Annotated in this window: 28 protein-coding genes; 10 read left to right on the top strand and 18 right to left on the bottom strand. The window is 64.7% G+C overall.

What is annotated here, in order from left to right; all coding sequences use genetic code 11:
- Nucleotides 1-13: 13 nt before the first annotated feature.
- Nucleotides 14-238 (bottom strand): hypothetical protein, encoded by a 225-nt coding sequence (locus tag FJ424_RS03340; protein WP_140640890.1) that lies wholly within the window; start codon nt 236-238, stop codon nt 14-16.
- A 329-nt stretch (nt 239-567) separates the two neighbouring features.
- Between FJ424_RS03340 and FJ424_RS34435 the strand changes: the two genes are divergently transcribed.
- From FJ424_RS34435 to FJ424_RS03315, 5 genes are all read left to right on the top strand, one after another.
- Nucleotides 568-783, top strand: coding sequence for a KGG domain-containing protein (locus FJ424_RS34435; protein WP_095768385.1), 216 nt, complete (start codon nt 568-570; stop codon nt 781-783).
- A gap of 169 nt (nt 784-952) precedes the next feature.
- Complete coding sequence (locus tag FJ424_RS03330; RefSeq protein WP_140652010.1) at nt 953-1,447, top strand: hypothetical protein; 495 nt, start codon at nt 953-955, stop codon at nt 1,445-1,447.
- 27 nt (nt 1,448-1,474) lie between these two features.
- Nucleotides 1,475-1,693: a hypothetical protein gene (locus FJ424_RS03325; protein ID WP_140652012.1), complete on the top strand. Its 219-nt coding sequence runs from the start codon at nt 1,475-1,477 to the stop codon at nt 1,691-1,693.
- A 25-nt stretch (nt 1,694-1,718) separates the two neighbouring features.
- Complete coding sequence (locus tag FJ424_RS03320) at nt 1,719-1,916, top strand: hypothetical protein (RefSeq protein WP_140640884.1); 198 nt, start codon at nt 1,719-1,721, stop codon at nt 1,914-1,916.
- 35 nt (nt 1,917-1,951) lie between these two features.
- Nucleotides 1,952-2,269: a plasmid stabilization protein gene (locus FJ424_RS03315; RefSeq protein ID WP_140652014.1), complete on the top strand. Its 318-nt coding sequence runs from the start codon at nt 1,952-1,954 to the stop codon at nt 2,267-2,269.
- Nucleotides 2,270-2,320: 51 nt separating this feature from the next.
- On the opposite strand, the gene FJ424_RS03310 is transcribed toward FJ424_RS03315, so the two are convergent.
- Nucleotides 2,321-2,779 carry an Lrp/AsnC family transcriptional regulator gene (locus FJ424_RS03310; RefSeq protein ID WP_140652015.1) on the bottom strand — a complete coding sequence of 153 codons (459 nt, stop codon included), beginning with the start codon at nt 2,777-2,779 and terminating at the stop codon, nt 2,321-2,323.
- 169 nt (nt 2,780-2,948) lie between these two features.
- Between FJ424_RS03310 and FJ424_RS03305 the strand changes: the two genes are divergently transcribed.
- The gene (locus FJ424_RS03305; protein WP_140652017.1) at nt 2,949-3,692 is read left to right on the top strand and encodes an AzlC family ABC transporter permease; all 744 of its coding nucleotides are present in this window, start codon (nt 2,949-2,951) and stop codon (nt 3,690-3,692) included.
- Nucleotides 3,689-3,991 (top strand): AzlD family protein, encoded by a 303-nt coding sequence (locus FJ424_RS03300; RefSeq protein WP_140652019.1) that lies wholly within the window; start codon nt 3,689-3,691, stop codon nt 3,989-3,991. Before FJ424_RS03305 ends, FJ424_RS03300 begins: the two co-directional genes overlap by 4 nt.
- Nucleotides 3,992-4,015: 24 nt before the next feature.
- On the opposite strand, the gene FJ424_RS03295 is transcribed toward FJ424_RS03300, so the two are convergent.
- From FJ424_RS03295 to FJ424_RS03275, 5 genes are all read right to left on the bottom strand, one after another.
- The gene (locus FJ424_RS03295) at nt 4,016-6,112 is read right to left on the bottom strand and encodes an EAL domain-containing protein (RefSeq protein ID WP_140652027.1); all 2,097 of its coding nucleotides are present in this window, start codon (nt 6,110-6,112) and stop codon (nt 4,016-4,018) included.
- A gap of 257 nt (nt 6,113-6,369) precedes the next feature.
- Nucleotides 6,370-7,524: a M20 aminoacylase family protein gene (locus FJ424_RS03290; protein ID WP_140652029.1), complete on the bottom strand. Its 1,155-nt coding sequence runs from the start codon at nt 7,522-7,524 to the stop codon at nt 6,370-6,372.
- A 174-nt stretch (nt 7,525-7,698) separates the two neighbouring features.
- Complete coding sequence (locus tag FJ424_RS03285; RefSeq protein WP_140645519.1) at nt 7,699-8,895, bottom strand: diaminopropionate ammonia-lyase; 1,197 nt, start codon at nt 8,893-8,895, stop codon at nt 7,699-7,701.
- A 209-nt stretch (nt 8,896-9,104) separates the two neighbouring features.
- On the bottom strand, nt 9,105-10,340 hold the full coding sequence (locus tag FJ424_RS03280) for a Zn-dependent hydrolase (protein ID WP_140652031.1): 1,236 nt from the start codon (nt 10,338-10,340) through the stop codon (nt 9,105-9,107).
- The gene (locus tag FJ424_RS03275; RefSeq protein WP_140652032.1) at nt 10,337-11,539 is read right to left on the bottom strand and encodes a diaminopropionate ammonia-lyase; all 1,203 of its coding nucleotides are present in this window, start codon (nt 11,537-11,539) and stop codon (nt 10,337-10,339) included. Before FJ424_RS03275 ends, FJ424_RS03280 begins: the two co-directional genes overlap by 4 nt.
- A gap of 109 nt (nt 11,540-11,648) precedes the next feature.
- Between FJ424_RS03275 and FJ424_RS03270 the strand changes: the two genes are divergently transcribed.
- Nucleotides 11,649-12,122 (top strand): Lrp/AsnC family transcriptional regulator, encoded by a 474-nt coding sequence (locus FJ424_RS03270; RefSeq protein ID WP_140652034.1) that lies wholly within the window; start codon nt 11,649-11,651, stop codon nt 12,120-12,122.
- A 73-nt stretch (nt 12,123-12,195) separates the two neighbouring features.
- Here FJ424_RS03270 and FJ424_RS03265 read toward each other — a convergent pair whose 3' ends face one another.
- Both FJ424_RS03265 and FJ424_RS03260 read right to left on the bottom strand, forming a co-directional pair.
- On the bottom strand, nt 12,196-12,696 hold the full coding sequence (locus tag FJ424_RS03265) for a hypothetical protein (protein ID WP_140652036.1): 501 nt from the start codon (nt 12,694-12,696) through the stop codon (nt 12,196-12,198).
- 151 nt (nt 12,697-12,847) lie between these two features.
- Nucleotides 12,848-13,174 carry a DUF1330 domain-containing protein gene (locus FJ424_RS03260; protein WP_140645515.1) on the bottom strand — a complete coding sequence of 109 codons (327 nt, stop codon included), beginning with the start codon at nt 13,172-13,174 and terminating at the stop codon, nt 12,848-12,850.
- Nucleotides 13,175-13,351: 177 nt separating this feature from the next.
- Between FJ424_RS03260 and FJ424_RS03255 the strand changes: the two genes are divergently transcribed.
- Nucleotides 13,352-14,044, top strand: a complete 693-nt coding sequence (locus FJ424_RS03255) for a helix-turn-helix domain-containing protein (protein WP_140652038.1) — start codon at nt 13,352-13,354, stop codon at nt 14,042-14,044.
- Between the two features lie 53 nt (nt 14,045-14,097).
- On the opposite strand, the gene FJ424_RS03250 is transcribed toward FJ424_RS03255, so the two are convergent.
- The 8 genes from FJ424_RS03250 to FJ424_RS03215 all read right to left on the bottom strand — a co-directional run bounded on the left by FJ424_RS03250 (nt 14,098) and on the right by FJ424_RS03215 (nt 20,477).
- Nucleotides 14,098-15,096 (bottom strand): branched-chain amino acid ABC transporter permease, encoded by a 999-nt coding sequence (locus FJ424_RS03250; RefSeq protein WP_181181988.1) that lies wholly within the window; start codon nt 15,094-15,096, stop codon nt 14,098-14,100.
- Complete coding sequence (locus FJ424_RS03245) at nt 15,089-15,976, bottom strand: branched-chain amino acid ABC transporter permease (RefSeq protein ID WP_140645512.1); 888 nt, start codon at nt 15,974-15,976, stop codon at nt 15,089-15,091. The genes FJ424_RS03250 and FJ424_RS03245 overlap by 8 nt, the downstream gene beginning before the upstream one ends.
- Nucleotides 15,977-15,983: 7 nt before the next feature.
- Nucleotides 15,984-16,688 (bottom strand): ABC transporter ATP-binding protein, encoded by a 705-nt coding sequence (locus tag FJ424_RS03240; protein WP_140652042.1) that lies wholly within the window; start codon nt 16,686-16,688, stop codon nt 15,984-15,986.
- The gene (locus FJ424_RS03235; protein WP_140652044.1) at nt 16,681-17,481 is read right to left on the bottom strand and encodes an ABC transporter ATP-binding protein; all 801 of its coding nucleotides are present in this window, start codon (nt 17,479-17,481) and stop codon (nt 16,681-16,683) included. Before FJ424_RS03235 ends, FJ424_RS03240 begins: the two co-directional genes overlap by 8 nt.
- The gene (locus FJ424_RS03230; RefSeq protein WP_140652046.1) at nt 17,478-18,686 is read right to left on the bottom strand and encodes an ABC transporter substrate-binding protein; all 1,209 of its coding nucleotides are present in this window, start codon (nt 18,684-18,686) and stop codon (nt 17,478-17,480) included. The genes FJ424_RS03235 and FJ424_RS03230 overlap by 4 nt, the downstream gene beginning before the upstream one ends.
- Before the next feature lie 290 nt (nt 18,687-18,976).
- Entirely contained in the window at nt 18,977-19,393 is a 417-nt protein-coding gene (locus FJ424_RS03225; protein WP_140645508.1) for an XRE family transcriptional regulator, read from the bottom strand.
- Nucleotides 19,393-19,689 carry a type II toxin-antitoxin system HigB family toxin gene (locus FJ424_RS03220; protein WP_140652049.1) on the bottom strand — a complete coding sequence of 99 codons (297 nt, stop codon included), beginning with the start codon at nt 19,687-19,689 and terminating at the stop codon, nt 19,393-19,395. Before FJ424_RS03220 ends, FJ424_RS03225 begins: the two co-directional genes overlap by 1 nt.
- 80 nt (nt 19,690-19,769) lie before the next feature.
- Nucleotides 19,770-20,477 (bottom strand): SDR family NAD(P)-dependent oxidoreductase, encoded by a 708-nt coding sequence (locus FJ424_RS03215; protein ID WP_140652051.1) that lies wholly within the window; start codon nt 20,475-20,477, stop codon nt 19,770-19,772.
- 364 nt (nt 20,478-20,841) lie between these two features.
- On the opposite strand from FJ424_RS03215, the gene FJ424_RS03210 reads away from it, so the two are divergent.
- On the top strand, nt 20,842-21,156 hold the full coding sequence (locus tag FJ424_RS03210; RefSeq protein ID WP_140652053.1) for a hypothetical protein: 315 nt from the start codon (nt 20,842-20,844) through the stop codon (nt 21,154-21,156).
- Between the two features lie 115 nt (nt 21,157-21,271).
- Here the strand turns inward: FJ424_RS03210 and FJ424_RS03205 are convergent, their stop codons facing one another.
- The gene (locus FJ424_RS03205; protein WP_140652054.1) at nt 21,272-21,874 is read right to left on the bottom strand and encodes a YdeI/OmpD-associated family protein; all 603 of its coding nucleotides are present in this window, start codon (nt 21,872-21,874) and stop codon (nt 21,272-21,274) included.
- Nucleotides 21,875-21,911: the final 37 nt, after the last annotated feature.

Here is a 21,911-nt window from a genome sequence, read left to right as displayed (position 1 = left end):
CGGCCGGCCTGGCTCACATCAGCATCAGGTAGAGCAACGGCAGGGCCGCCAGGCCGATTGCCATTGCAATGAGCGCGGCATGGCCGAGGCGCTCTGCGCGCCTGGCAATGTCGGCGACCTCGTTCTCGTCGTTGATGACATCGAGGAACGAGAGATCGGCACGGGTGGTACGCTGGTTGTCGTTGGCAGGCAGGCTTTCGGCATCCTGCCGAGCGGGCTTTGCAGAGATATAGGTCAAAACGTCGTCTCGCTCCGAAGCCGACTGCGCGGCTTTCTTGTTTATGGATATTGGTGTCCGCCGGAATTGCGCGGGGGGCGACCGGCGGACACCATGATGGCCGGCGATGGAGGGGGCTTTTTCGTCGGCCGCTCACCAATTCGCAAAAAGAGATTTGGTTGCACAGGCCGGCCCAATGCGCGGGCCGGATCGGACTTCAGTCTGACCGAGTCACGAAATGTTTCGGCCGGAACATCGGTTGCCGGCGCCTGTTCTCCTTACTCAGGGATGTTGGACGCGTCCTTGAATTTCACCCCTCAAGAAAAATCCGAAACAACGGAGAATTCGATATGCCCAATCAAGGCGGAACCCACGAACAGCACGTCAAGGCCGGCCAGCAGAGCCACAAGAACCGCGAAGACCAGCATCGCGGCAGCGGGCAGCAGCAGGCCGAGGACCGCAACATGGGTCAGCGCAGCGCCGGCCAGCATCGAGGTGGCAGCGGCAACTTCGCCGAAGACCGCCAGCGCGCCTCCGAGGCCGGCCGCAAGGGCGGTCAGCGCTGAGTTTCAGAATGGCGTTCGCGTTTCGCGGACGCCATTTTCGTGTCCCGCGACTTCCAGCTGTTCCGCGACTTCCAGCCCGGGATGGAACCTCTTCCCCCTCCTCCAGTTCCCTTAAGGGCCGGCGGCCTCAAGCGAAGCCGTCGCCGCAGGGCGTTACATGGAGGCACCAATGTCCTTGCATACACTTCACCCCGAACGCGTCGACGAGACCCGCATGCAGGCCTATTCGATCTTCGGTCCTTTGCTGATTCATTCGCTGGCGCAGAAACTGGCGCTCTGCCAGGGGACACGCGAACTGGACAAGCTCGAACAATCGCTGGTGCGGCTGATCGAGGAGACCGACGTCGCCGCGCCGCAGGGCGAGGAGATGAAGGAATTCGCTGTCGAGCTCATCGTGTCGACGCTGCGCAATGTGCGCGGGCATCCCGACGCCAAGCAAGATCTGGAAGAGATCGACGGACGCCGCGCCGAAGGCCGTTCGGAAGATCCGGACACGCTGGAAGAGCAGTTGCAGTCCGGCCTTGAGGACTCCTTTCCGGCAAGCGATCCGCCGGCAGTGGTCTCGACCGCGATCACCGGCGGCTCGAAGGACATCGTCGGCACCGACGAGGTGCTGCGCCGCAAGAAGCAAGCACGCCGCAGGCAGTCCCAGACGGCGACCTGATAAGGCGGAAATCGAAGGAGGCCCGAGATGACCCAGGCGAACGACAATATACCGAACCGGCCGGGCGCCGCCGATGCGCCCTCGACCGGCAATTTGCCGACCAAGGGCGGCGACGATCCCGATGTGCGCTTCCTGGCGGAGCACACCGATCTTTCGCCGAAGCAGGCTCGGGAGTTGATCCGCGAGCACGGGCACGACCGTGACAAGCTGCTCGAGATCGCACGGACCATGAAGGCGGAGGGCTGACCCTTCTACGAAAGCGAGGCAGACCATGAGCAACGAACCACATCCGGGACGGCCCGGAACGACCGAGCAATGGCCGCGCTGGGAGGGCCCGAAGGGCAACCGCCCACCGGGCTATCTGAGGCCGAAGGACGATCCCGACAAGAACCGCGACGCGGCTGGCGAGAACAACAAGGATCCAGAACGGTCCGACCTCGGCGACGTCGCTAAGAAGAAAGGTTCCTGAGGCCGATTTCACTCAGCGCAACAAGGAGCAAGCAAATGCCACGTGGCGACAAATCGAAATACTCCGACAAGCAGGAACGCAAGGCCGACCATATCGCCGAAGGCTATGAAAAGCGCGGCGTGTCCGAAAAGGAAGCCGAGCGGCGCGCCTGGGCGACCGTCAACAAGGACGACGCCGGCGGCAAGAAGGAAGGGGGCTCCGGCCGCGGCAAGCACACCGGCAATCCGGCCGCGCACAAGGGCGGCAGGACGGGCGGGAAGGCCTCCGGCGAGCGCTCCGCGGCGGACAGATCGGCTTCGGCGAAAAAGGCGGCGGCGACGCGCAAGCGGAATGAGAGCCACGCGCATCATTGAGGACTTCCCCTTCTCCCCTTGTGGGTCCCACAAGGGAAGAAGGGGAATGCCCTACAGTGGCATCTCCGAGGTCTGCTTGATCGTCTGGCTGGGCACATCCGTCTTGACGTTCTGCACGCCTTTGATGCGGCTCAGATGCTCCGACTGGAAGCGGCGGTAGTCGTCGATGCCGGCGGCTACGATCCGCACCATGGCGTCGCAGTCGCCCAGCATCAGATAGCACTCCATCACTTCCGGGAACTTCGCCACCTCGGCGGCGAAATGCTCGATCGTGTCCTCGTCCTGCTGCTTCAGCCAGATGCGGGTGAAGAAGGTCTGGCCGCGGCCGATCTTGGCCGGGTTGAGCACCGCGACATAGCGGTCGATGACGCCCGTCTCCTCCAAAAGCTTGACGCGCCGCAGGCAAGGCGACGGCGAGAGGCCGACTTCCCTGGCGAGATCGTTGTTGGCCATGCGCCCGCCGCGCTGCAAGGCGCGAAGGATGCGCCTGTCGATCTCATCCAGCTTCATGGTGTCAGATTCCAACCTTCGGCCAAAATACGCCATCTGCTGCCAAATATTTGCAGAAACGGCGTATCTTCGCAACCCGATTGCCGGGCGTTTCGGCTATGGTCCGGCAACAGATAACCGACAACCGAGCGGGAGAACGGCGGCCGCAAGGCCAGCCGCAGGCAAAGCCATGAGCATTTCTGAGATCGCCCTCGCCGAGGGCCAAAGCACCGATGGACGCGGTGCCGAGTTCCGGCGCGGGCTCGCCGCCTCGACGCCGGTGCTGCTCGGCATCATCCCCTACGCGCTGGTGCTTGGCGCGCAGGCCTCGCAGAAAAGCCTCGGCGTCGTCGAGGTGCCGCTGATGACCGGGCTCAACTTCGCCGGCGGCTCGGAATTCGCGGCCATCCAGCTCTGGACCTCGCCGCCGCATATCCTGCTGATCGCCGCCATCACCTTCCTGGTCAACAGCCGGCATTTCCTGATGGGCGCCGCACTTGCGCCGTTCATCAAGCATTTGCCGAAGCGACAGGTTCTTCCGGCGCTGTTCCTGATGTGCGACGAGAGCTGGGCCGTGGGCCTGGCCGATGCACAGCGCCGCGCCGCCGCCGGCCTGCGGCCGGCCTTCAGCCTGCTTTTCTATCTGGGCGCCGGCCTGCCCTTCTACCTCGCCTGGGCGGCGTTCACGACTTGCGGCGCGGCACTCGGGCCGGTGCTTGGCGACGTCGAAACATACGGCTTTGCAATGGCCTTCCCGGCCGTCTTCCTGGTGCTGCTTCGCGGCATGTGGAAGGGCGTTGCCGCGGCGCGGCCCTGGCTGGTCAGCCTGGTGGTGGCGGCGCTCGTCTATCTTGTCGTCCCCGGCGCCTGGTATGTGGCGGCCGGCGCGCTGTCCGGCCTGGTGGCCGCGTGGTTCCTGGCAGGTGAGAGATGATCGATCCGATGACCGTGCTCGCCATCCTGGCGATGGCCGGCGTGACGTACCTCACCCGCATCGGCGGCTATGTGGTGCTGAGGAACCGCACGCTCAGTTCGCGCGCCACGGCGGTGATGAAGGCCGCGCCCGGCTGCGTGCTGATCTCGGTGATCGCGCCGGACTTCGTCTCGAAGAATCCGGCCGACCTCGCCGCGCTGGCCATAACCATGCTTGCCGCGACACGGCTGTCGATGCTGCCGACCGTGGTGATCGGGGTGGCTTCGGCGGGCGTGCTGAGGTGGCTGATGGGTGGCTGACCTCTCCCCCGACGGAGGAGACGCTTAACCAGCCCGCATCCCCCGCGCGCCGCCCGTCGCCCTTGCCACGATCGCTTCCAGCGGCTCGGGCCGGTGCAGGAAATAGCCCTGGCCATAGGCGACGCCCATGCCCATGAGGATCTCCAGCGCGTTTTTCTCCTCGATCTTTTCCGCCACCACCGCGGCGCCCATCGAGCGGGCGATGCCGGTGATCGCCGAAACGATCTCACGGTCGAAGCGGCTTTCGGCGATATGCTCGACGAAGGAACCATCGATCTTGATGGCGTCGATGGGAAAGCGCCTGAGATATTCGAACGAGCTCATGCCGGCGCCGAAATCATCGAGGCTGACGCGGCAATGGCGGAGCCTCGCCTTGCGCACGAACTCCGCCGCGGCATCGAAATTGGTGACGGCGGCGGTCTCGGTGATCTCGAAGCCGATGGCCGACGCCGGCGCGCCACTGTCGGCGATGGCCTCGTCGACGAAATCCCAGAGCTGCGGATCGGAAAGCGTCTGCGCCGACAGGTTGAAGTCGAGCGAGATGGCGCCCGCGCGCATCGCCTCGCCGTGGCGCGTCAGCGCGGCGCGGATGATCCAGCGGTCGAGCCGGGCGGCAAGGCCGAAGCGTTCGGCGACCGGCATGAAATCGCCGGGCGGGATCATCTTGCCGTTGCGGGCCTCGAGCCTGGCCAGCACCTCGACGTGGCGGCTGTCTTCCCATGGCTGGCCGAGCCGGTGGATCTCCTGGCCGAACAGCTTCAGCCGGCCGTCCTCCATCGCATCGACCAGATCGGCGGCCAGCCGCGCGGCGTTGAGGCCGCCGGCGCCCGACGTCGTTTCAGGCGAAAACACCGAGAAGCGGTCCCGACCGCCGGCCTTGGCGGCGTAGCAGGCATCGTCGGCGCAAGCGAGCGCGTCGGCCACCGTCATGTTGCGGTCGCGCACGAAGGCGATGCCGATGCTGGCGGCAAGCCTGCGCGAGGTGATGGCAGAGCCAAGATCGGCGTTGCGCACCGCGGCGAGCACCGCGCGGGCAAGGTGCTCGGCACAGGCGTCATTGCAGTTCGGCACCAGCAGCGCGAATTCGTCGCCGCCGAGGCGGGCCGCCTGCGCCGACGCGGGCAGGCTGGCGAGGATGCCAGCCGCGACGCTCTTCAGCGCGAGGTCTCCGGCGGCATGACCGGCATAGTCGTTGAGCGCCTTGAAGTAGTCGAGGTCGACATAGAACACGGCAAGCGGCAGCCGCCCGGCCATGGCGATGTTCTCGGCAAGCAGCCGGTCGAAGGCCGAACGGTTGAGCAGCCCGGTCAGGGCGTCGTGACGCGCGGCGAAGGCAAGCTCCTCGGCGCGCCTCTTCTCCTCGGTGATGTCGCGCACCGTACCCAAAATCTGGCCGGCCGAGCCGACGCCGGCAATGAAACGCACCAGCGACTCGATATGGCGGACTTCGCCGTCACGAAGGACGATCCGGTATTGCGAGGCGACGACGCTGCTAGAGCCGGGCTCGATCTGGTGGGCCCGTTCGGTGGCGTCCTTGTCGTCGGGATGAAGATAGGTGTGCCACAGGTCGGCCGTCACCTCATCGATATCGGCAACGAGGCCGAATATCTCGCGCGTGCGCGCGTCCCAATAGCTTTTCCTGGTGCCGATATCGTGGTGCCAGATGCCGGTGCCGCTGGCGGCAAGCGCGAGACGGAAGCGGACATTGACCTGCTCGAGCGCCGCCTCGGCCTCTTTCTGCCGGGTGATGTCGGTCTGCACGCCCATCAGCCTGAGCGGCTTGCCGTCGGCGTCGCGCTCGACAATGCCGCCGCGGTCGAGCACCCAGACCCAATGGCCATCCTTATGGCGCAGGCGCAGCTCGGTTTCGATGGAATCGACGATGCCCGCAATGTGCCGGTCGCCGCTCTCCTGCGCGCGCTGGCGGTCGTCGGGATGGGTGAGCTTCAGCCAGAGATCGGGCGTGTTGGCGAGTTCGTTCGCCTCGTAGCCCAGCATCTTCGACCAGGTCGGCGAATAATAGCAATCGCCGGTCGACAGATTCCAGTCCCACAAGCCGAGATGAGCCCGGTCGAGCGCCTGCGCCCAGAACTTGCCGTTGCGTTTGTCGTCGTCCGCCATTCTTTGTTCTTGCCGTCCCGTCGCAGCAATACTGCATGAAAGCAGAGAAGAAAGAGTTACCGGGGGTTCTTCAGCCAATCTCCCCCCTTGTGGGGGAGATGGCCGGCAGGCCAGAGGGGGGCGTGAAGGATCGCGGCGTTGCAGGAATTTCGATCAAGGCTGCTGGCAAAGCTGTTCGCCTGCGACAGCCTGAAACGCTGGCGGGACAGCGCCCCCCTCTGCCCTGCCGGGCATCTCCCCCACAAGGGGGGAGATTGCTAACCGCCCAGCCGTCTCCTCACCACCGCCGCATGGAAACGCGCGCCGTGCAGCAGGCCCTCGTCGTTGAAATCATAGGCCGGGTTGTGCAGCGGCGCGGTGCCGCCATTGCCCATGAAGACGAAGCAACCAGGGACATGGTCAAGGAAGCGGGCGAAATCCTCCGAGGCGGTCATCGGCTCAGCCGCGACGCGGACAGCGTCGTCGGCCAGCACGGCTCGGGCCGCCGCAAGTGCCTCGTCCACCAGCGCCGCGTCGTTGATCAAAGGCACGAACTCGCGGGTGTAAGCGACTTCAGCCGCGACGTTATAGGCCTGGGCCGTGCCCTCGGCGATGCGGCGCATCTCCTTTTCGATCGCGGCGCTCACCTCTGGCCGGAAACTGCGGCAGTCGCCCAGGATGCGCGCCAGCCCCGGCAGCGCGTTGCGGGTCCCGTCGGTGATGAACTCGGTCACCGAGACGACGCCGATATCGGCCGGGCTCAGGCGGCGCGAGACGATGGTCTGCAGGTTGACGACCAGCGCGCAGGCGGCGACCAGCGCCTCCTGACCGGCATGCGGCCGCGCCGCGTGACCGCCGAGGCCTTTGAGCACGATCTCGAAATTGTCCTCGGCCGACATGACCGGGCCGCTGCGGGTCTCGAAATGGCCGATGGGCAGGCCAGGCATGTTGTGCAGCCCGAATATCTCCTCGAAAGGAAAGCGCTCGAGCAGGCCGTCGTCCAGCATGGCCAGCGCGCCCCTGCCCCATTCCTCGGCCGGCTGAAAGATGAAGCGCACCGTGCCGTCGAAGCCGCCTTCGCGGGCAAGCAGCTTTGCCGCGCCGAGCAGCATCGAGGTATGACCGTCATGGCCGCAGGCATGCATGGTGCCGGGTGTTTGCGAGCGCCAGGCTTGCGTGCCCTGTTCGGCGATGCGCAGCGCATCCATGTCGGCGCGCAGCGCGATGGCGCGATTGCCGCTGCCGCGGGTCAGCGTGCCGACGACGCCGGTGCCGCCGACGCCTTCGACCACCTCAAGTCCGAAGTCGCGCAGCTTCTGCGCGACGAACGCCGCTGTGCGTTTTTCCTCGAAGCCGAACTCGGGATGGGCGTGCAGATCGCGCCGCCACGCCGTCATCTCGCTGTGCAAAGCCTGTTGGTCGAGTTCAGCCATCGTCGCCCCTCAAGCCCCTTTTCTCGACGCAATTCCGGAAGGCTACGGCGAAGTCGCCGGGCCCAACCGCTCGGCACTTTTCCTGGAATTGCTCTTTTCTTGACGCAATTCCGGACGGAAGGCTACGGCGAAGTCGCCGAGCCCAACCGCTCGGCACTTTTCCTGGAATTGCTTTCACGCAGTCTGCAGGAACACCTCTTCCGGCGCCATCCCGACCAGCTCGGCAAAGCGGCCATGGTCGGTCGCGCCCTCCGAGTTGATGACGAGCACGCGCGAATGCCTATCGAGGCCGAGCGCCGTGCGCTTATGCCTGTCGCCCGCGGCGCGGACCAGCCCGGCGAGTCCTGCCCCGCCGCTCTCGCCGGAGACGATGGCCGGATCGTTGCCCAGCGGCCGCGCCAGCCGCTTCATCACCGCGACCGCGTCCTCCTCTTCCACCGTCATGAAGGCATCGCCGACGCGCGCCAGCACGCGCCAGGCGACCAAGGACGGCTCGGCGCATTCGAGCATCGTCATCACGGTCGGCTCCTGATTTGCGATCGTTGCCGGACGTCCGGCCTCAACCGAAGCGTAGACGCAGGCCGAGCGCCGCGGCTCGACCACCACGGCCTTCGGCCGCCTGGAGCCAAGCATGACAGCCATATGGCCGGCGACCGCCGCCGCGAAGCCGCCGACGCCGGCCTGCAGGAAGACATGCGTGGGCGGCTCGGCCATGCGCCGCAACGTCTCGCGCACGATCACCGTGTAGCCCTGCATGACCAGTCCGGGGACGCGCTCGTAGCCCAGCCAGGACGTGTTGGAGACGATCTTCCAGCCGCGCTCGGCGCCGACGCGGGCGACTTCGCGCACCGCATGGTCATAGCCGCCTTCGACCTCGACGATCTCGGCGCCGAAGCGGGCGATGGCCGCGACACGCTCACGGCTTACGCCGGCATGGACGAAGATCACCGAGCGCGCGCCGACGAGGCTGGCGCCCTGCGCCACGGAGCGGCCATGGTTGCCGTCGGTGGCGCAGACGAAGATCATGCTCGACGCGATCTCGCGCACCCTGGCGTCGTTTATCTCGCTGATATCGACATCGCGCCCGAGCCACTTGCCGGCCTCCTCCAGCACCAGCCGCATAACCGCATAGGCGCCGCCCAGCGCCTTGAAGGAGCCCAGGCCAAGACGCTGGCCCTCATCCTTGACATGAAGCGCCGCGATGCCGAGCTTCTGGGCCAGCGCCGGCAAGGCATGCAGCGGCGTTTCCGCATCGTTGTCGCGCGCCTTGAGGTAATGCTCTGCCCGCGCGCCGCCGGCCATGCCGAGGGACTCGGCATCAGCGGCAACCAACGGCTGGTTGTATTCTGGACGTTGGTTGAGAAGCAGCATGCTAGTCTTCCTGCTAGGCACTGAATTCTGTTGGCGGGTGCGATTCCGGCGCGATTCCGGCGCCTTAATTGGCTAAGTGATTGATTTCTGTTTCGACCAGATGTCGCCGAATGTTCGCTTCGGAAGGATTCGATACAGCCAACTTGACTATTTTTGGTGGTATTTGGCCTGACGCGTGCCGTCGAAACGCCGTAGACGCCAGCCCCCTGTCAGTCGGCCGCCAGCCGGGCGGCGACGCCGAGCAGGATGTCGGCGCCGGCAACAAGCTCGCTGGCGGCGGTGAACTCGGCCGGGTTGTGGCTGATGCCGCCCCGGCTCGGCACGAAGATCATCGCCGACGGCGCGATGCGCGCGATCATCTGCGCGTCGTGTCCGGCGCCCGAGGTCATGCGCCGGCATGAAAGGCCGGCGGCTTTGGCGCCATCCTCGATCAGCGAAACGATGCGGGCATCGAAGGTCACCGGCTCGAACCGCGCCAGGCTTTCGGCATGGATGATGACACCGGTGCTTGCGGCAAGCTGGTCGAGGAAAGCGGCGAGCGCGGTTTCCTCCTCGCAAAGGTGCGTTTCAACCGGGTCGCGCAGGTCGATGGTGAAGGTCGCCCGCGACGGGATGACGTTGATGGCGTTGGGCTCGAAAGCGATGGTGCCGACGGTCGCGACCGTGCGCGTCGACGACGCACTGGCCCGGTCCGCGAGAAAGCCGATCACCCGCGCGGCGGCGACGCCGGCATCGCGGCGCATCGACATGGGCGTGGTGCCGGCATGGTTGGCCTCGCCGTCGATCGTAATGCGCTGCCACGAAATGCCCTGCAGGTTCTCGACGGCGCCGATGGCGATGCCTTCGCGCTCGAGCACCGGCCCCTGCTCGACATGCAATTCGACATAGGCATGCGGCATGAGGAAGCCGGGCTCGTGGTTGCCGGCATAGCCGATGCGCTCGAGCTCCTTGCCCAGCACCGCGCCGTCGATGCCGACCGAGGCCAGCGCTTCCCCGAGGTCGCGGCCGCCGGCAAAGACCAGCGAACCCATCATGTCGGGCGAAAAGCGCACGCCCTCCTCATTGGTGAAGGCGGCAACGACGAGCGGGCGCGCCGGCGCGAAGCCGGCCTCCTTCAGGCTCTCGATCGCTTCGAGGCCGGCAAGCACGCCATAGCAGCCGTCATAGATGCCGGCGTCGATCACCGTGTCGATGTGCGAGCCGAGCATGAGCGGCGCCTGGCTTTCATTGGCGCCATCCTTCCAGATTCCGAAAATGTTGCCGATGCGGTCGACGGCGACCTCAAGTCCTGCTTCTTCCAGCCAGCCGACAAGGCGGTCGCGGCCGAGCCTGTCCATGTCGGAAGCGGCGACGCGGACCAGCCTCCCCTGCGGATCGCGGCCTATACCGCCGAGTTCCTCGATGCGGCCCAGGAGCCGGTCGGCGTTGATCGTCAGATTGCTCATGCCGGCAGCCTTGCGTTTGCGACCTCGTCCGGCGCCATGCCGACCATCTCGGCATAGCGGCCGGGATCCGTCGCGCCTTCGGAGTTGATGATCAGCACGCGGGAGCTGGAGTCGAGACCGAGCGCCGCCCGTATCTTCCTGTCGCCGGCAGCGCGGATCAGACCGGCGAGCCCTGCCCCGCCGCTCTCGCCGGAGACGATCGCCGGATTGTTCGCCTCGGGTCGCGCCAGGCGGTTCATCACCGAGATCGCATCCTCTTCCTCGACCGTCATGAAAGCATCGCCGATCCGCGACAGCACGCGCCAGGCGACCAAAGACGGCTCATAGCATTCGAGCATCGCCATCACCGTGGGCTTGCTGTGCGCGATGGCGACTGGATGCCCGGCCTTGGCGGTGGCGTAGACGCACGCCGCCCGCGCGGGTTCGACCACGATTGTCTTCGGCCGATCCTCGCCAAGCCTGATGGCGAGATGGCCGGCCACCGCCGCGGCGAAGCCGCCGACGCCGGCCTGCAGGAAGACGTGGGTGGGCGGCTCAGGCAAACGCTTCAGCGCTTCGCGCACGATCACGGTGTAGCCCTGCATCACCAGTCCTGGAATGCGCTCATAGCCCGGCCAGGACGTGTCGGAGACGACAGTCCAGCCGCGCTCGGCGGCGACGCGGGCGGCTTCCCTGACCGACTGGTCGTAGTCGCCGGCAACGCGCACCATCTGAGCGCCGAAGCGGGCGATGGCCGTCACGCGTTCATCGCTGACGCCGGAATGGACGAAGATGACGGAGCGCGCGCCGACAAGCCCGGCGCCCTGCGCCACCGAGCGTCCATGATTGCCGTCGGTGGCGCAGGCGAAGGTCATTTGCGCGGCGATCGCCCTCACCTCCGGCTTGTGCAGTTCCTCGACATCGACGGCGCGGCCGAGCCGCCTGCCGGCCGCCTCCAGCACCAGATGCATGACGGCATAGGCGCCGCCGAGCGCCTTGAAGCTGCCGAGGCCGAGGCGCTTGCCCTCGTCCTTGAGGTAAAGGGCGCCGATGCCGAGTTCGCCCGCCAGCGCCGGCAAGGGATGCAGCGGCGTCTCGGCATGGTTGTCGCGCGCGGCAAGAAAGCGCTCGGCCTCCCCGGCGCCGGCGAGCCCAAGCGTCGCGGCGTCTTCCTCCGTCAGCGGCTGGCGATGGTTCGGGTGGCGGTTGAGCAGGAACATGGGTCGGCCTTTCTGCGCCTTTGATGGCTGAAATTTATTGCAAGCGAAGCGAGAAAGGCGCTCTGTTTTGGCGCTTTAAATGCAAGTTTGTTTCGTCTGGAACGCTGACATGTCCATTTCGCCCGAACTCGACGCCTTCGACCGCGCCATCCTCGTCATCCTGCAGAAGGACAACATCACGCCGCAGCGCGTCATCGGCGAGAAGGTCAACCTCTCGGCGCCGGCCGTGCAGCGGCGCATCAAGCGTATGGAGGAAACGGGCGTCATCCGCGCCAATGTCGCGCTGGTCGATCCGGCCAAGGTCGGCCACCCGATCACCATCTTCGTCGAGGTCGAGGTGGAGAGCGAGCGCGCCGAGTTGATCGACGCCGCCAAGCGCGGCTTTGCCGAAGTGCCCGAGGTGCAGCAATGCTATTACGTCACCGGCGAGGCCGATTTCATCCTCGTCGTCACCGTGGCGACGATGGCCGACTACGAAGCGCTGACCCGGCGGCTGTTCTTCGCAAACAACAACGTCAAAAGGTTTCGCACGTTCGTGGCGATGGACCGGGTCAAGGTAGGGTTGGAAGTGCCGGTGGAGTGAGGCGTCGAAGCTGCCGATCTTCCCAACAAGGGGGAGATCGGCAGTCGTCCTGGCTTTCGCCAATCTCCAGCGTCTACTGGCTCGGCGTCATCGCGTGTTCGCACGACACTTTCGGGTTCATGTCTGCAAAGGTGCCGGTCGGGTTGCCCTTCCAGGCCCAGACATGCAGTTCGTAGAACTCGCCCAGACCGTAGCGGTTGGGCGCGCTGTTGAAGTTGAACAGTTGGCCGTCGAGCGACGCCGGCCCCTTCGAGGTGATGTATTCGACCGCCACCAGCTTCAGCGCGCCGTCGGCCATCGGCTCGTACATGACCGCTTCCGGACGGGCGATATCGATCTTGTCGTCCTTCAGATACTGGCCGTTGACGTAGTGGATGCCCATGGCGCCGCCAGTGATGCCACTGGCGCAAGGAATGGGCGCATAGCCCTCGGCCGTAGCGGCCTTGACGTCGAGAAACCGGCTGTTGGCCGCTCGCACCTTGTCGGCCAGCGGGCTGGCGCCGGACACGGACGCAGCCGCATGCTGATGGGCCTGCGCGAAGGTCGTAAAGGCCGTCAGCGCGGCCGCTGCCATGAGAAGCCTGTTCCAAAAGTGTGGTGTCATGTTCATTCCGTTCTTCCTGAAAAAGCACGGCTTGCCGGCCGCCGAAAATACGGCGGCGCGACAGGCAAGCGCCGTGGCTGTTTGTGCTTGATGATCGCGGGTTCGATGCGGCGGCTGCCGATCATCCCTTCGGCAGGTACGAGATCGTTCCGGCCAGGTCGGTGTTGTCGATCAGCTGGAACCGGCTGTCGCTGCCACCTTGTCGGGCCGACACGAATGGGGCGTAGGCCGGATCATTGGTGAAGGCGTGGGCCGCCGCTTCCGATGGGAAGGCCATCAGCGCGATCAGCGTCGTGTCGAGCGGCTTGCCCTCGAGCGTCTTTACATTGCCGCTGCGCGCCAGATATCTGCCGCCGTGCTTGTGAACGAGGTCGTGCACGGTCGCGGCATAGTCCGGTATCCATTTCGGATCTTTCACTTTGATATCCGCGATAAGGTAAGCGGTCATGGTCAGTCTCCTGGTTGCTGCGCACAGGGGTATCCCGTGCGTCGGCCAAAACGGCTCGCACGGCAGGGCTCGCGCCAACCAGTCCGCGATCTGTACCGGGCCGGTACAGTTTCTGTACTCGCCGCTTCATTCATGAAGGTCTAATGTTCCACCCAGCTTCGAGGGAGGACACAGATCATGGCCCAGCACGGATACAAGCAGTTCTGCCCGCTATCGATGGCCGCCGAGGTGCTGTGTACCCGCTGGACGATGGTGCTGATGCGCGAGTTGGTGGCAGGCTCGACCCGCTTCAACGACCTGCGCCGCGGCGTGCCGAAAATGTCGCCGACCCTTCTGTCGCAACGGCTGAAGGAGCTGGAGCTGGCGGGGATCGTGGAGCGCCGGGAAGTCCCCGGCGAGAAGGGTATCTTCGACTATCGGTTGACCGAGGCGGGACGCGATTTGCGCCCGGTCGTCGAGGCAATGGGTTTTTGGGGACAGAAATGGGTCGAGTCCAGGCTGTCGTTGAAGAACCTCGATCCGTCCCTGCTGATGTGGGACATGCGGCGTAATCTGAACCCCTCGCCGCTGCCCGAGGGAAGAACCGTGATACAATTTCTGTATCAGGATCTCCCGGCGTCGAAACGCTCGTGGTGGCTGATCGTCGAGAAGCATGGCGAGGTCGATTTGTGCTGGTACGATCCGGGTTTCGAGGTCGACCTTTACGTCTCGACTGATCTCCACACGATGACCGCCATCTGGATGGGCCTGCTGACCGTCGAGACAGCCGGCGTGAAGGTCGTTCTGACCGGCGACAAGGCCATCGGCAAGAAGATGCAAACCTGGCTCGGGCTCAGCCCGTTCGCGGTCGAACCCAAGCGCGCAGCCTGAAGGCAGGCTTCGGCGATCCAGCCACGGTCGGCTGATCGCTCAAAGCCATGAAATCAAAGCTTGTCACGGCTGCCGTCCTCGGCCGCCGGCGCCAGCCACCGTGCATATACCTCGCCGACAATGCCGCGCCGGAAGATGAGCACGCAGATCATGAAGATCAGGCCGGTGGCGATGGTCACCGGGAAGCCCGAGGTGGCCAAGGTGTTTTCGAGACCGACGACAAGGCCGGCGCCCGCCACCGGACCGACCATGGTGCCGATGCCGCCGAGCAGCGTCATCAGGATCACCTCGCCCGACATTTGCCAGGTGACATCGGTGAGGGTCGCGAACTGGAAGACGATCGCCTTGGTCGCGCCGGCGAAGCCGGCAAGGGCCGCCGACATGACGAAGGCGGCGAGCTTGTAGCGGCCGACCGAATAGCCGAGCGAAATGGCGCGGTTCTCGTTTTCTCTTATCGAGCGCAGGATCATGCCGAAGGGCGAATTGACGATGCGCCAGATGGCGAAGACGCCGATGAGGAAGACGGCGAGCACGAAGAAATACATGTTCATGGTGACGTTGAGGTCGACGACGCCGAAGAGGTGGCCGCGAGGCACGCCCTGGATGCCGTCCTCGCCCTCGGTGAAGGGCGCCTGGACGCAGAAGAAATAGAACATCTGCGCCAGCGCAAGCGTGATCATCGAGAAATAGATCCCCTGCCTTCGGATGGCGAGGAAGCCCATGACGAGGCCCATACCCGCGGCACCCGCGGTGCCGAGCAGGATGGCTGCCTCCGGCGGCCAGCCCCAGGCTTTCACGGCGTAGGCGCAGAAATAGGCCGCACCGCCGAAGAAGGCGGCATGACCGAAGGAAAGCAGGCCGGTGTAGCCGATCAAGAGGTTGAAGGCGCAGGCGAAGAGCGCGAAGCACAGCATCTTCATGACGAAGATCGGATAGACGAAGAAGGGCGCCGCGATCAGCGCCACGATGCCCAGCGCTATCAGCCCCCGTTCGAGCCTGAGCGAGGCGGCGGCGCGTTCCTGGTGAAGGGTTGCCTCGCTCATCTCAGGCATCCCTTCCGAATAGGCCGGCCGGGCGCAAGAGCAGCACGATCACCATGATGACGAACACGACCAGGTTCGAGGCTTCCGGGTAAAAAACCTTGGTCAGGCCCTCGGCGAGGCCGAGCATGTAGCCGGTGACGATGGCGCCGAGGATCGAGCCCATGCCGCCAATCACGACGACGGCGAAGACAACGATGATCAGGTCCGAACCCATCAGCGGACTGACCTGGTAGACGGGAGCGGCGAGAATGCCGGCGAGCCCCGCAAGGGCCGCGCCCAGCCCGTAGGTGAGCGTGAGCAGCAGCGGCACGTTGACGCCGAAGGCCTGCACCAGTTGCGGGTTCTCGGTCGCCGCGCGCAGATAGGAGCCAAGCCTCGTCTTTTCGATCAGCAGCCAGGTGCCGATACAGACGATCAGCGAAGCCACCACCACCCAGCCGCGATAATTGGGCAGGAACATGAAGCCGAGATTGGTTCCGCCGGCGAGCAGCGTCGGCACGGCATAGGGATTGCCCGAGACGCCGTAGTAGTAGCGGAACACGCCTTCGATCACCAAGGCGAGGCCGAAGGTGAAGAGCAGGCCGTAAAGCGGGTCGAGGCGGTAAAGCCGCGACAGCGCGAGGCGCTCGACCGCCATGCCGAACAGGCCAACGATAAGCGGCACAAGGACCAGCGCCGGCCAGTAGCCGATGCCCAAATGCACCAGCAGCAGATAGCCGATGAAGGCACCCAGCATATAGAGCGCGCCATGGGCAAAATTGATGATGCGCAGCAGGCCGAAGATAACGGCGAGGCCGAGGCTGAGCATGGCGTAGAAGGAGCCGTTGATCAGGCCGACAAGGAGCTGCCCGAGCAAGGCCTGGATGGGGATGCCGAAGACCGTCAACATGGCGCGATCATACCCCCAGCACTTCGTGCAACTTGTCGGTGTGCGCGGACAGCTGGCCGACGGCAAAACCCTCCACCACCTTGCCGTGGTCCATCAGGTAGAAGCGGTCGGCGATGCGGGCGGCGAAGCGAAAGTTCTGTTCCACCAGCAGGATGGTCATGCCGCGCTTCTTCAGCGTCGCCAGCAGCTCGCCGATGCGCTGGACGATGACCGGCGCCAGGCCTTCGGTCGGCTCGTCGAGCAAAAGCATATCGACGCCGGTGCGCAGGATGCGCGCAATCGCCAGCATCTGCTGTTCGCCGCCGGACAGTTTTGTCCCTTGGCTGTCGCGGCGTTCCTTGAGGTTCGGGAAGAGCTCGAAGATTTCTTCCACGCTCATGCCGCCCTTGGCCACGACCGGCGGCAGGATCAGGTTCTCGTCGACGGTAAGGGTCGCGAAGATGCCGCGCTCCTCCGGCACGAAGCCGATGCCCTGATGGGCGACGCGGTGAAGCGGCAGGCCGATCAGGTCCTTGCCGTTGAAGGTGACGGAGCCAGTGCGCTTGCGGATCAGGCCCATGATGGCGCGCAGCGTCGTCGTCTTGCCGACGCCGTTGCGGCCGAGCAGCGTCACCGTCTCGCCGCGCCTGACATCGAGGTCGACGCCGTGCAGCGCATGGCCTTCGCCATACCAGGCGTGGAGGTCGCGCACGGCAAGCAGCGGCTCACTCATGCTCGGTTCCCATGTAGGCGACGCGCACGCGCTCGTCCTGGCTGACGGTGGCATAGTCGCCGGCCGCCAGCACCTGGCCGCGCTGCATGACGGTGATCCAGTCGCAGAGGTCGGCAACCACGGTGAGATTGTGCTCGACCATCAGCACGGCGCGGTCCTTCGCCAACGAGCGGATGATGCCGGAGATCATGCCGACATCCTCATGTCCCATGCCGGCCATCGGCTCGTCGAGCAGAAGCACTTTCGGGTCGAGCGCCAGCGTGGTCGCGATCTCCAGCACGCGCTTGCGGCCGTAGGAAAGATCGCCGGCGAGCCGATGCGCCGCGTCGTCAAGACCTACGATGGCGAGCAGCTCGCTCGCCCTTGGCGTGAGCTGATCCAGCGCGGCGACCGGGCGCCAGAACTGGTAGCCGAGCCCGCCCGGACGCTGCAGCGCCACACGCACATTGTCGAGCACGGAGAGATGCGGAAAGATCGCCGATATCTGGAAGGAACGGACGAGGCCCATGCGCGCCACTTTAGCCGGCGGCGCGCGGGTGATGTCGGTGCCGAGCAATTCGATCCTGCCGCTGGTCGGCTGCAGGAATTTGGTCAACAGGTTGAAGATCGTGGTCTTGCCGGCGCCGTTCGGGCCGATCAGCGCATGGATTTTTGCGTGAAGGACGTCGAGGTCGACATCCTTCACCGCGACGAAGCCGGCGAAGTCGCGCCTGAGGCCGCGGGCGGAAAGCACCACCCGCGGCGTCTGATCGGTGCTGTCCGGGCGAACAGCGGTGGCGGTGTCGAGCGTCACTTGGTGACGAGCGGGCAGCCGCTGTCTTCGGCCTTCATGAAGGCCTTGTCGCCAGGAATGGTCGCCAGATAGGTGTAGTAGTCCCAGTCCTTCTTCGATTCTTCCGGCTTCTTGACCTGGTAGAGATACATGTCGTGCACCATCGAGCCGTCGGCCTGCACCTTGCCGTTGGCGGTGAAGACGTCGTTGACCGGCATTTCATGCAGTTCCTTGGCCACGGCCTCGGTCTCGTCGGTGCCGGCCTTGTCGATGGCCTTCAGATACTGCGTCACCGCCGAGTAGGTGCCGGCCTGGATCATGTTCGGCATGCGGTTGGTGCGCTTGAAGAAGCGTTGGGCGAATTCGCGGCTCTTGTCGTCGCGGTCCCAGTAAAAGCCTTCGGTCAGCACCACGCCCTGCGCTGCCTGGAGGCCGAGCCCATGCACTTCGGCGAGCGTGAAGAGAAGTGCCGCCAGCCGCTGGCCGCCGGCGACGATGCCGAATTCCGCCGCCTGCTTGATCGAGTTCGAGGTGTCGAGGCCGGCATTGGCAAGCCCGACGATCTTGGCGCCGGAGGACTGCGCCTGGAGCAGGAAGGAGGAATAGTCGGTGGAGCCGAGCGGATAGCGCACCTCGCCCAGCACCTTGCCGCCGCTGGCTTCGACCAGCTTGGCGGTCTGGTCCTTCAGCGAATAGCCGAAGGCGTAGTCGACGGTGATGAAATACCAGCTGTCGCCGCCCTGCTTGACCAACTCGCCGCCGGTGCCGACAGCCTGCGAATGGGTGTCATAGGCCCAGTGAAAACCATAGGGCGAGCACTGCTTGCCGGTGAGGTCGGTGGAGGCTGCGCCGGTGACGATGTCGATCTTCTTCTTTTCCTTGGAAAGCCCCTGGACGGCCAAGGCCACGGAAGACGTCGTGAGCTCCATGATCGCGTCGACCTGCTCGGTGTCGTACCACTGGCGCGCGATGTTGGAGGCGATGTCGGGCTTGTTCTGATGATCGGCGCTGACGATCTCGATCGGCGCGCCCTGCACCTTGCCGCCGAAATCCTCGACCGCCATCTTGGCGGCCTCGACCGACCACTTGCCGCCGAAATCCGCATAGACGCCCGACTGGTCGTTGAGGATGCCGATCTTGACCTTGCCGTCGGAGATTTCGCCGGCCGCGGCCGGCATTGCGGATGCCGCAAGGAGCGCGGCCGAGACGAGATAGGATGCTTTCACTGGTGGTTCCTCCCATATGGCAGCCATGGGAAACGCGGCTGCCTCGCGATGGTTCAACAGTTCCTTCGGATTTTGGATTGGAGCCTCGATCCCGCTCTGCCGCTCCTCCTCTCGCGGGTCCTCTTGTTTGCGGGCTGGGCCACGGCGTGCCTTGGGTGCACGGGCGCGAGCCTAGCACCACATGTCGCGGGCCGAGAATGCTATTTTCGTAGCATGGCAGAAGATTGGGATGACCAGTTGCCGGAGACGGTCAAGGGGCGGTCGTATGGTGATGAGGCGCCCCGGGACGGTCAAGCACGAGCGGCGGCTTTTCTGTCCTTTGTGTTGCCCTGATCGGCCAAGTGGTAAGGGACGATCAGGACCTCTGCAGGGATATGCCATTCACGATTGAGCTTGAAAGCCATGTCCATCGTCAGCGCTCGCTTGCGGGCTAGAATCTCAGATGCACGCGACGCTGACCCGAGCAGCTTTATCAGCGCTTGCCTGCTGAGATTGGCCATCTCCATATGAGCAGTGATCGCATCCACCGGGTCGGTTTCCGCGATAGGGTAGTGTTTTGTCTCGTATGCTTCGATAAGTTCAGCAAGAACATCGAAACGATCGGCGTCAGGCGTGCCGGGAACGGGCTCCTTGTCAAAATAGCGAGTGATCTCCGCAATCGCCCAATCGTAATCGGCTTCGGTCTTAATGGGTCGGATGTTGTCCATCACACCTTCTCCGCGTCTATCTTGTCGTACTCGGCGTGAGTGCCGACGAATTTGATGAGCACTCTCTTGAACGTGTAGCTTGCATGCACAATCAGCCGGTACTTATTGCCCGCAATGTCGAACACCAGACGGTTATCAGCTACGAAATCGACATTTGCGCCGAACTGTTCCTTGACGTCAGCCGGTCCCTTCCAGTCGACCTTGCTCGATGCATTGAACCAGGCCGTCAGCGGCATTCTGGATTGCGGATGCTTCGCCCAGAAGGTAACGAGCGTTTTCCTGCTGACGATTTGCATGCACCCATATAGCCATTTCCCAAACTGGGAACAAGCGGTACTTACCCAAACTGGGAAATATCCATCTCATCGACGCCCGCTCACCACGGCAGCCGCTTGCCGTCGCGGAAGAAGCCCCCGGTCGGGCCGCCGTCGGGCAAGGTCGCGGCCCAGACGATCCCGGCCGCTCCCTGCGCGACGGGGCGTCCGCCGGGACCGCCCATGTCGGTCGCGACCCAGCCGGGGCAGATCGAGTTGACCAGCACGCCCGCGCCGTGCAGCTCCGCGGCCAGGATGCGGGTCAGCGCGTTGAGCGTCGCCTTGCTGGTCGAATAGGCCGGGGCGCCGGCGCCCATCGAAGCGAGCGAGCCGCCTTCCGACGAGACGTTGACCAGCCGGCCATGGCCGGAGGCACCGAGCAGCGGCGCGAAGGCGGCAGCGACGCGCCAGGCGCCGAAGACATTGGTCTCGAAGGCCTCGCGGATCACCGTCCAGTCGGGCTTGAGCGCGCGCGCAGAAGGGTCGTAATGGATGGCGGCGTTGTTGACCAAAATGTCGAGCCGGCCGAAGCGGCGCTCGACCTCGGCCGCGGCGCGCGCTGCCGCCTCGGACGCGGCGACATCCAGCGCGATGGCTTCGACCTTGCCGCCAAGCCGCTTCGCCGCCGCCTCGCCCTTGGCGAGGTCGCGCACGCCGATCAGCACGGTGAAGCCGAGTTCGGCGAGCTGGCGCGCCGTTTCCAGACCGATGCCCCGGTTGCCGCCGGTGACGAGCGCCACCTTGCCGGAATGATCTGTGCTGCCGGTCATTGCTTCCGCTCCTTCGGTTGTTCGTGTCGACAGCAAGATCGCATCGATCGCACCGATTGATTAGAGTGAAGAGTTCGCAATCATTATGCGATTCAGTTCATGAGTGACGGGCAATTCCGAACCCCAGCAATATTCACCGCTGCCGGGTAACGCTATCGCATCTGAAAGCGCACCCTCGCGGGTCGCTACGCGGTCACCTTTGCCCAATGCACGAGGGCGACGACGCGCCGGACACAATCCAGAAACAAGATTCAACAGTCGGGAAAAACTCGCGAAAAGAGCGCCTGTCATAAGCGGCACCGGAGCAGCCGATGATTTGCGGCGCGCGACACAGGACATTGTTCTTAACCAAGGAATGCCGATTATGAAAAAGACCGTTCTTTCCGCACTCGGCCTTGCCGTCGCGCTCGCTTTCGCGGTGCCAGCGCTGGGCACCACCGAAGCCAACGCCGCCGCGACGACTACCGCGACCACGACCACGACGACGACTGCTCCGGCCGCGACCACCGAGACGGCCAAGCCCGCCGCCAAGGCCGAGCACAAGAAGCATCATCGCAAGCATCACCGTCATCATGCCCGCAAGCATCATCACGTGAAGAAGCACTCGAAGCATCACGCCAAGAAGCATCACGTGCGCAAGCACCATGTGAAGAAGCATGTTGCGAAGAAGGCCGCATAAGGCCTGACGCGTTTCGAACTTCATGACCGGATGATCCCGGACCGCTTGCAAAGGGTTCAGGATCATCGCTTCCCGAAAACGCCGCCCTCCTTCCGGGCGGCGTTTTTGTTTGCGTCTACGGCTTCTTCTTCTGCGGGTGGATCGTCTCGCCGCGCTTCAGCATCGCCACCAGATCGGCGATCTTCTTCTTGCGGCCCGCCTCGGTCTTCATGTTGTGGGTGCGAAAAGCGAGCGCAAAGCGGTTCTGTGCCGAAAGCTTCTCCAGCGTCGCTTTCGCCTTCGGTTCGGCATCGATCGCGGCTTGCAGGTCGGGCGGGATGGTCATCTCCTTCGATCCGCCATAGGCGCGGTCCCAGCGGCCGTCGGCCTTGGCCGCCTCGACCTCGCGCAAGCCGTGGCTGGTCATGCGGCCCGCCTCGATCAGGCGCGCGACATTGTCGATGTTGATCTTGCTCCAGATGCTCTTCCTGCCGCGCGGGGTGTAGCGCTGCAGGAAACTCTTGTCGTCGAGCGACTTGCGCACCGCGTCGATCCAGCCGAAGCAGAGCACGACGTCGATCGCCTCCTTCGGCGTGATCGAGGCGAGACCAGAACCGACCTTGTGGACCTTGATCCAGACCTCGCTTTCGCCAGCGTGGTTGTCGACCAGCCAGGCATAGAAGCTGTCGGCATCGGGGAACTCGCGCACCTTGTCCGGGTCGACCTTTATCGGGGCCATCGTCACCTCGTCTTTCGTCGCCACCAGTGTGGGCGAT

The organism is Mesorhizobium sp. B3-1-8, from assembly GCF_006439495.1.
GTDB lineage: Bacteria > Pseudomonadota > Alphaproteobacteria > Rhizobiales > Rhizobiaceae > Mesorhizobium.
The sequence above is the reverse complement of the archived record's forward strand: the minus strand, read 5'-3'. Positions and strand labels throughout refer to the sequence as shown.

Excerpts from the sequence above, each read along its gene's own strand:
- FJ424_RS03275 (WP_140652032.1), bottom strand. The coding sequence starts at position 11,539 with ATGTTCCTGCTCAACCGCCACCCGAACCATCGCCAGCCGCTGACGGAG.
- FJ424_RS03240 (WP_140652042.1), bottom strand. The coding sequence starts at position 16,688 with ATGAGTGAGCCGCTGCTTGCCGTGCGCGACCTCCACGCCTGGTATGGC.
- FJ424_RS03260 (WP_140645515.1), bottom strand. The coding sequence starts at position 13,174 with ATGACCGCTTACCTTATCGCGGATATCAAAGTGAAAGATCCGAAATGG.
- FJ424_RS03215 (WP_140652051.1), bottom strand. The coding sequence starts at position 20,477 with ATGACCGGCAGCACAGATCATTCCGGCAAGGTGGCGCTCGTCACCGGC.
- FJ424_RS03245 (WP_140645512.1), bottom strand. The coding sequence starts at position 15,976 with ATGTTGACGGTCTTCGGCATCCCCATCCAGGCCTTGCTCGGGCAGCTC.
- FJ424_RS03330 (WP_140652010.1), top strand. The coding sequence starts at position 953 with ATGTCCTTGCATACACTTCACCCCGAACGCGTCGACGAGACCCGCATG.
- FJ424_RS03220 (WP_140652049.1), bottom strand. The coding sequence starts at position 19,689 with ATGCAAATCGTCAGCAGGAAAACGCTCGTTACCTTCTGGGCGAAGCAT.
- FJ424_RS03225 (WP_140645508.1), bottom strand. The coding sequence starts at position 19,393 with ATGGACAACATCCGACCCATTAAGACCGAAGCCGATTACGATTGGGCG.
- FJ424_RS03290 (WP_140652029.1), bottom strand. The coding sequence starts at position 7,524 with ATGGCTGAACTCGACCAACAGGCTTTGCACAGCGAGATGACGGCGTGG.
- FJ424_RS03255 (WP_140652038.1), top strand. The coding sequence starts at position 13,352 with ATGGCCCAGCACGGATACAAGCAGTTCTGCCCGCTATCGATGGCCGCC.
- FJ424_RS03325 (WP_140652012.1), top strand. The coding sequence starts at position 1,475 with ATGACCCAGGCGAACGACAATATACCGAACCGGCCGGGCGCCGCCGAT.
- FJ424_RS03285 (WP_140645519.1), bottom strand. The coding sequence starts at position 8,895 with ATGCTGCTTCTCAACCAACGTCCAGAATACAACCAGCCGTTGGTTGCC.
- FJ424_RS03265 (WP_140652036.1), bottom strand. The coding sequence starts at position 12,696 with ATGGCAGCGGCCGCGCTGACGGCCTTTACGACCTTCGCGCAGGCCCAT.
- FJ424_RS03320 (WP_140640884.1), top strand. The coding sequence starts at position 1,719 with ATGAGCAACGAACCACATCCGGGACGGCCCGGAACGACCGAGCAATGG.
- FJ424_RS03250 (WP_181181988.1), bottom strand. The coding sequence starts at position 15,096 with ATGCCTGAGATGAGCGAGGCAACCCTTCACCAGGAACGCGCCGCCGCC.
- FJ424_RS03295 (WP_140652027.1), bottom strand. The coding sequence starts at position 6,112 with ATGGCGGACGACGACAAACGCAACGGCAAGTTCTGGGCGCAGGCGCTC.
- FJ424_RS34435 (WP_095768385.1), top strand. The coding sequence starts at position 568 with ATGCCCAATCAAGGCGGAACCCACGAACAGCACGTCAAGGCCGGCCAG.
- FJ424_RS03270 (WP_140652034.1), top strand. The coding sequence starts at position 11,649 with ATGTCCATTTCGCCCGAACTCGACGCCTTCGACCGCGCCATCCTCGTC.
- FJ424_RS03300 (WP_140652019.1), top strand. The coding sequence starts at position 3,689 with ATGATCGATCCGATGACCGTGCTCGCCATCCTGGCGATGGCCGGCGTG.
- FJ424_RS03280 (WP_140652031.1), bottom strand. The coding sequence starts at position 10,340 with ATGAGCAATCTGACGATCAACGCCGACCGGCTCCTGGGCCGCATCGAG.
- FJ424_RS03305 (WP_140652017.1), top strand. The coding sequence starts at position 2,949 with ATGAGCATTTCTGAGATCGCCCTCGCCGAGGGCCAAAGCACCGATGGA.
- FJ424_RS03205 (WP_140652054.1), bottom strand. The coding sequence starts at position 21,874 with ATGGCCCCGATAAAGGTCGACCCGGACAAGGTGCGCGAGTTCCCCGAT.
- FJ424_RS03310 (WP_140652015.1), bottom strand. The coding sequence starts at position 2,779 with ATGAAGCTGGATGAGATCGACAGGCGCATCCTTCGCGCCTTGCAGCGC.
- FJ424_RS03315 (WP_140652014.1), top strand. The coding sequence starts at position 1,952 with ATGCCACGTGGCGACAAATCGAAATACTCCGACAAGCAGGAACGCAAG.
- FJ424_RS03210 (WP_140652053.1), top strand. The coding sequence starts at position 20,842 with ATGAAAAAGACCGTTCTTTCCGCACTCGGCCTTGCCGTCGCGCTCGCT.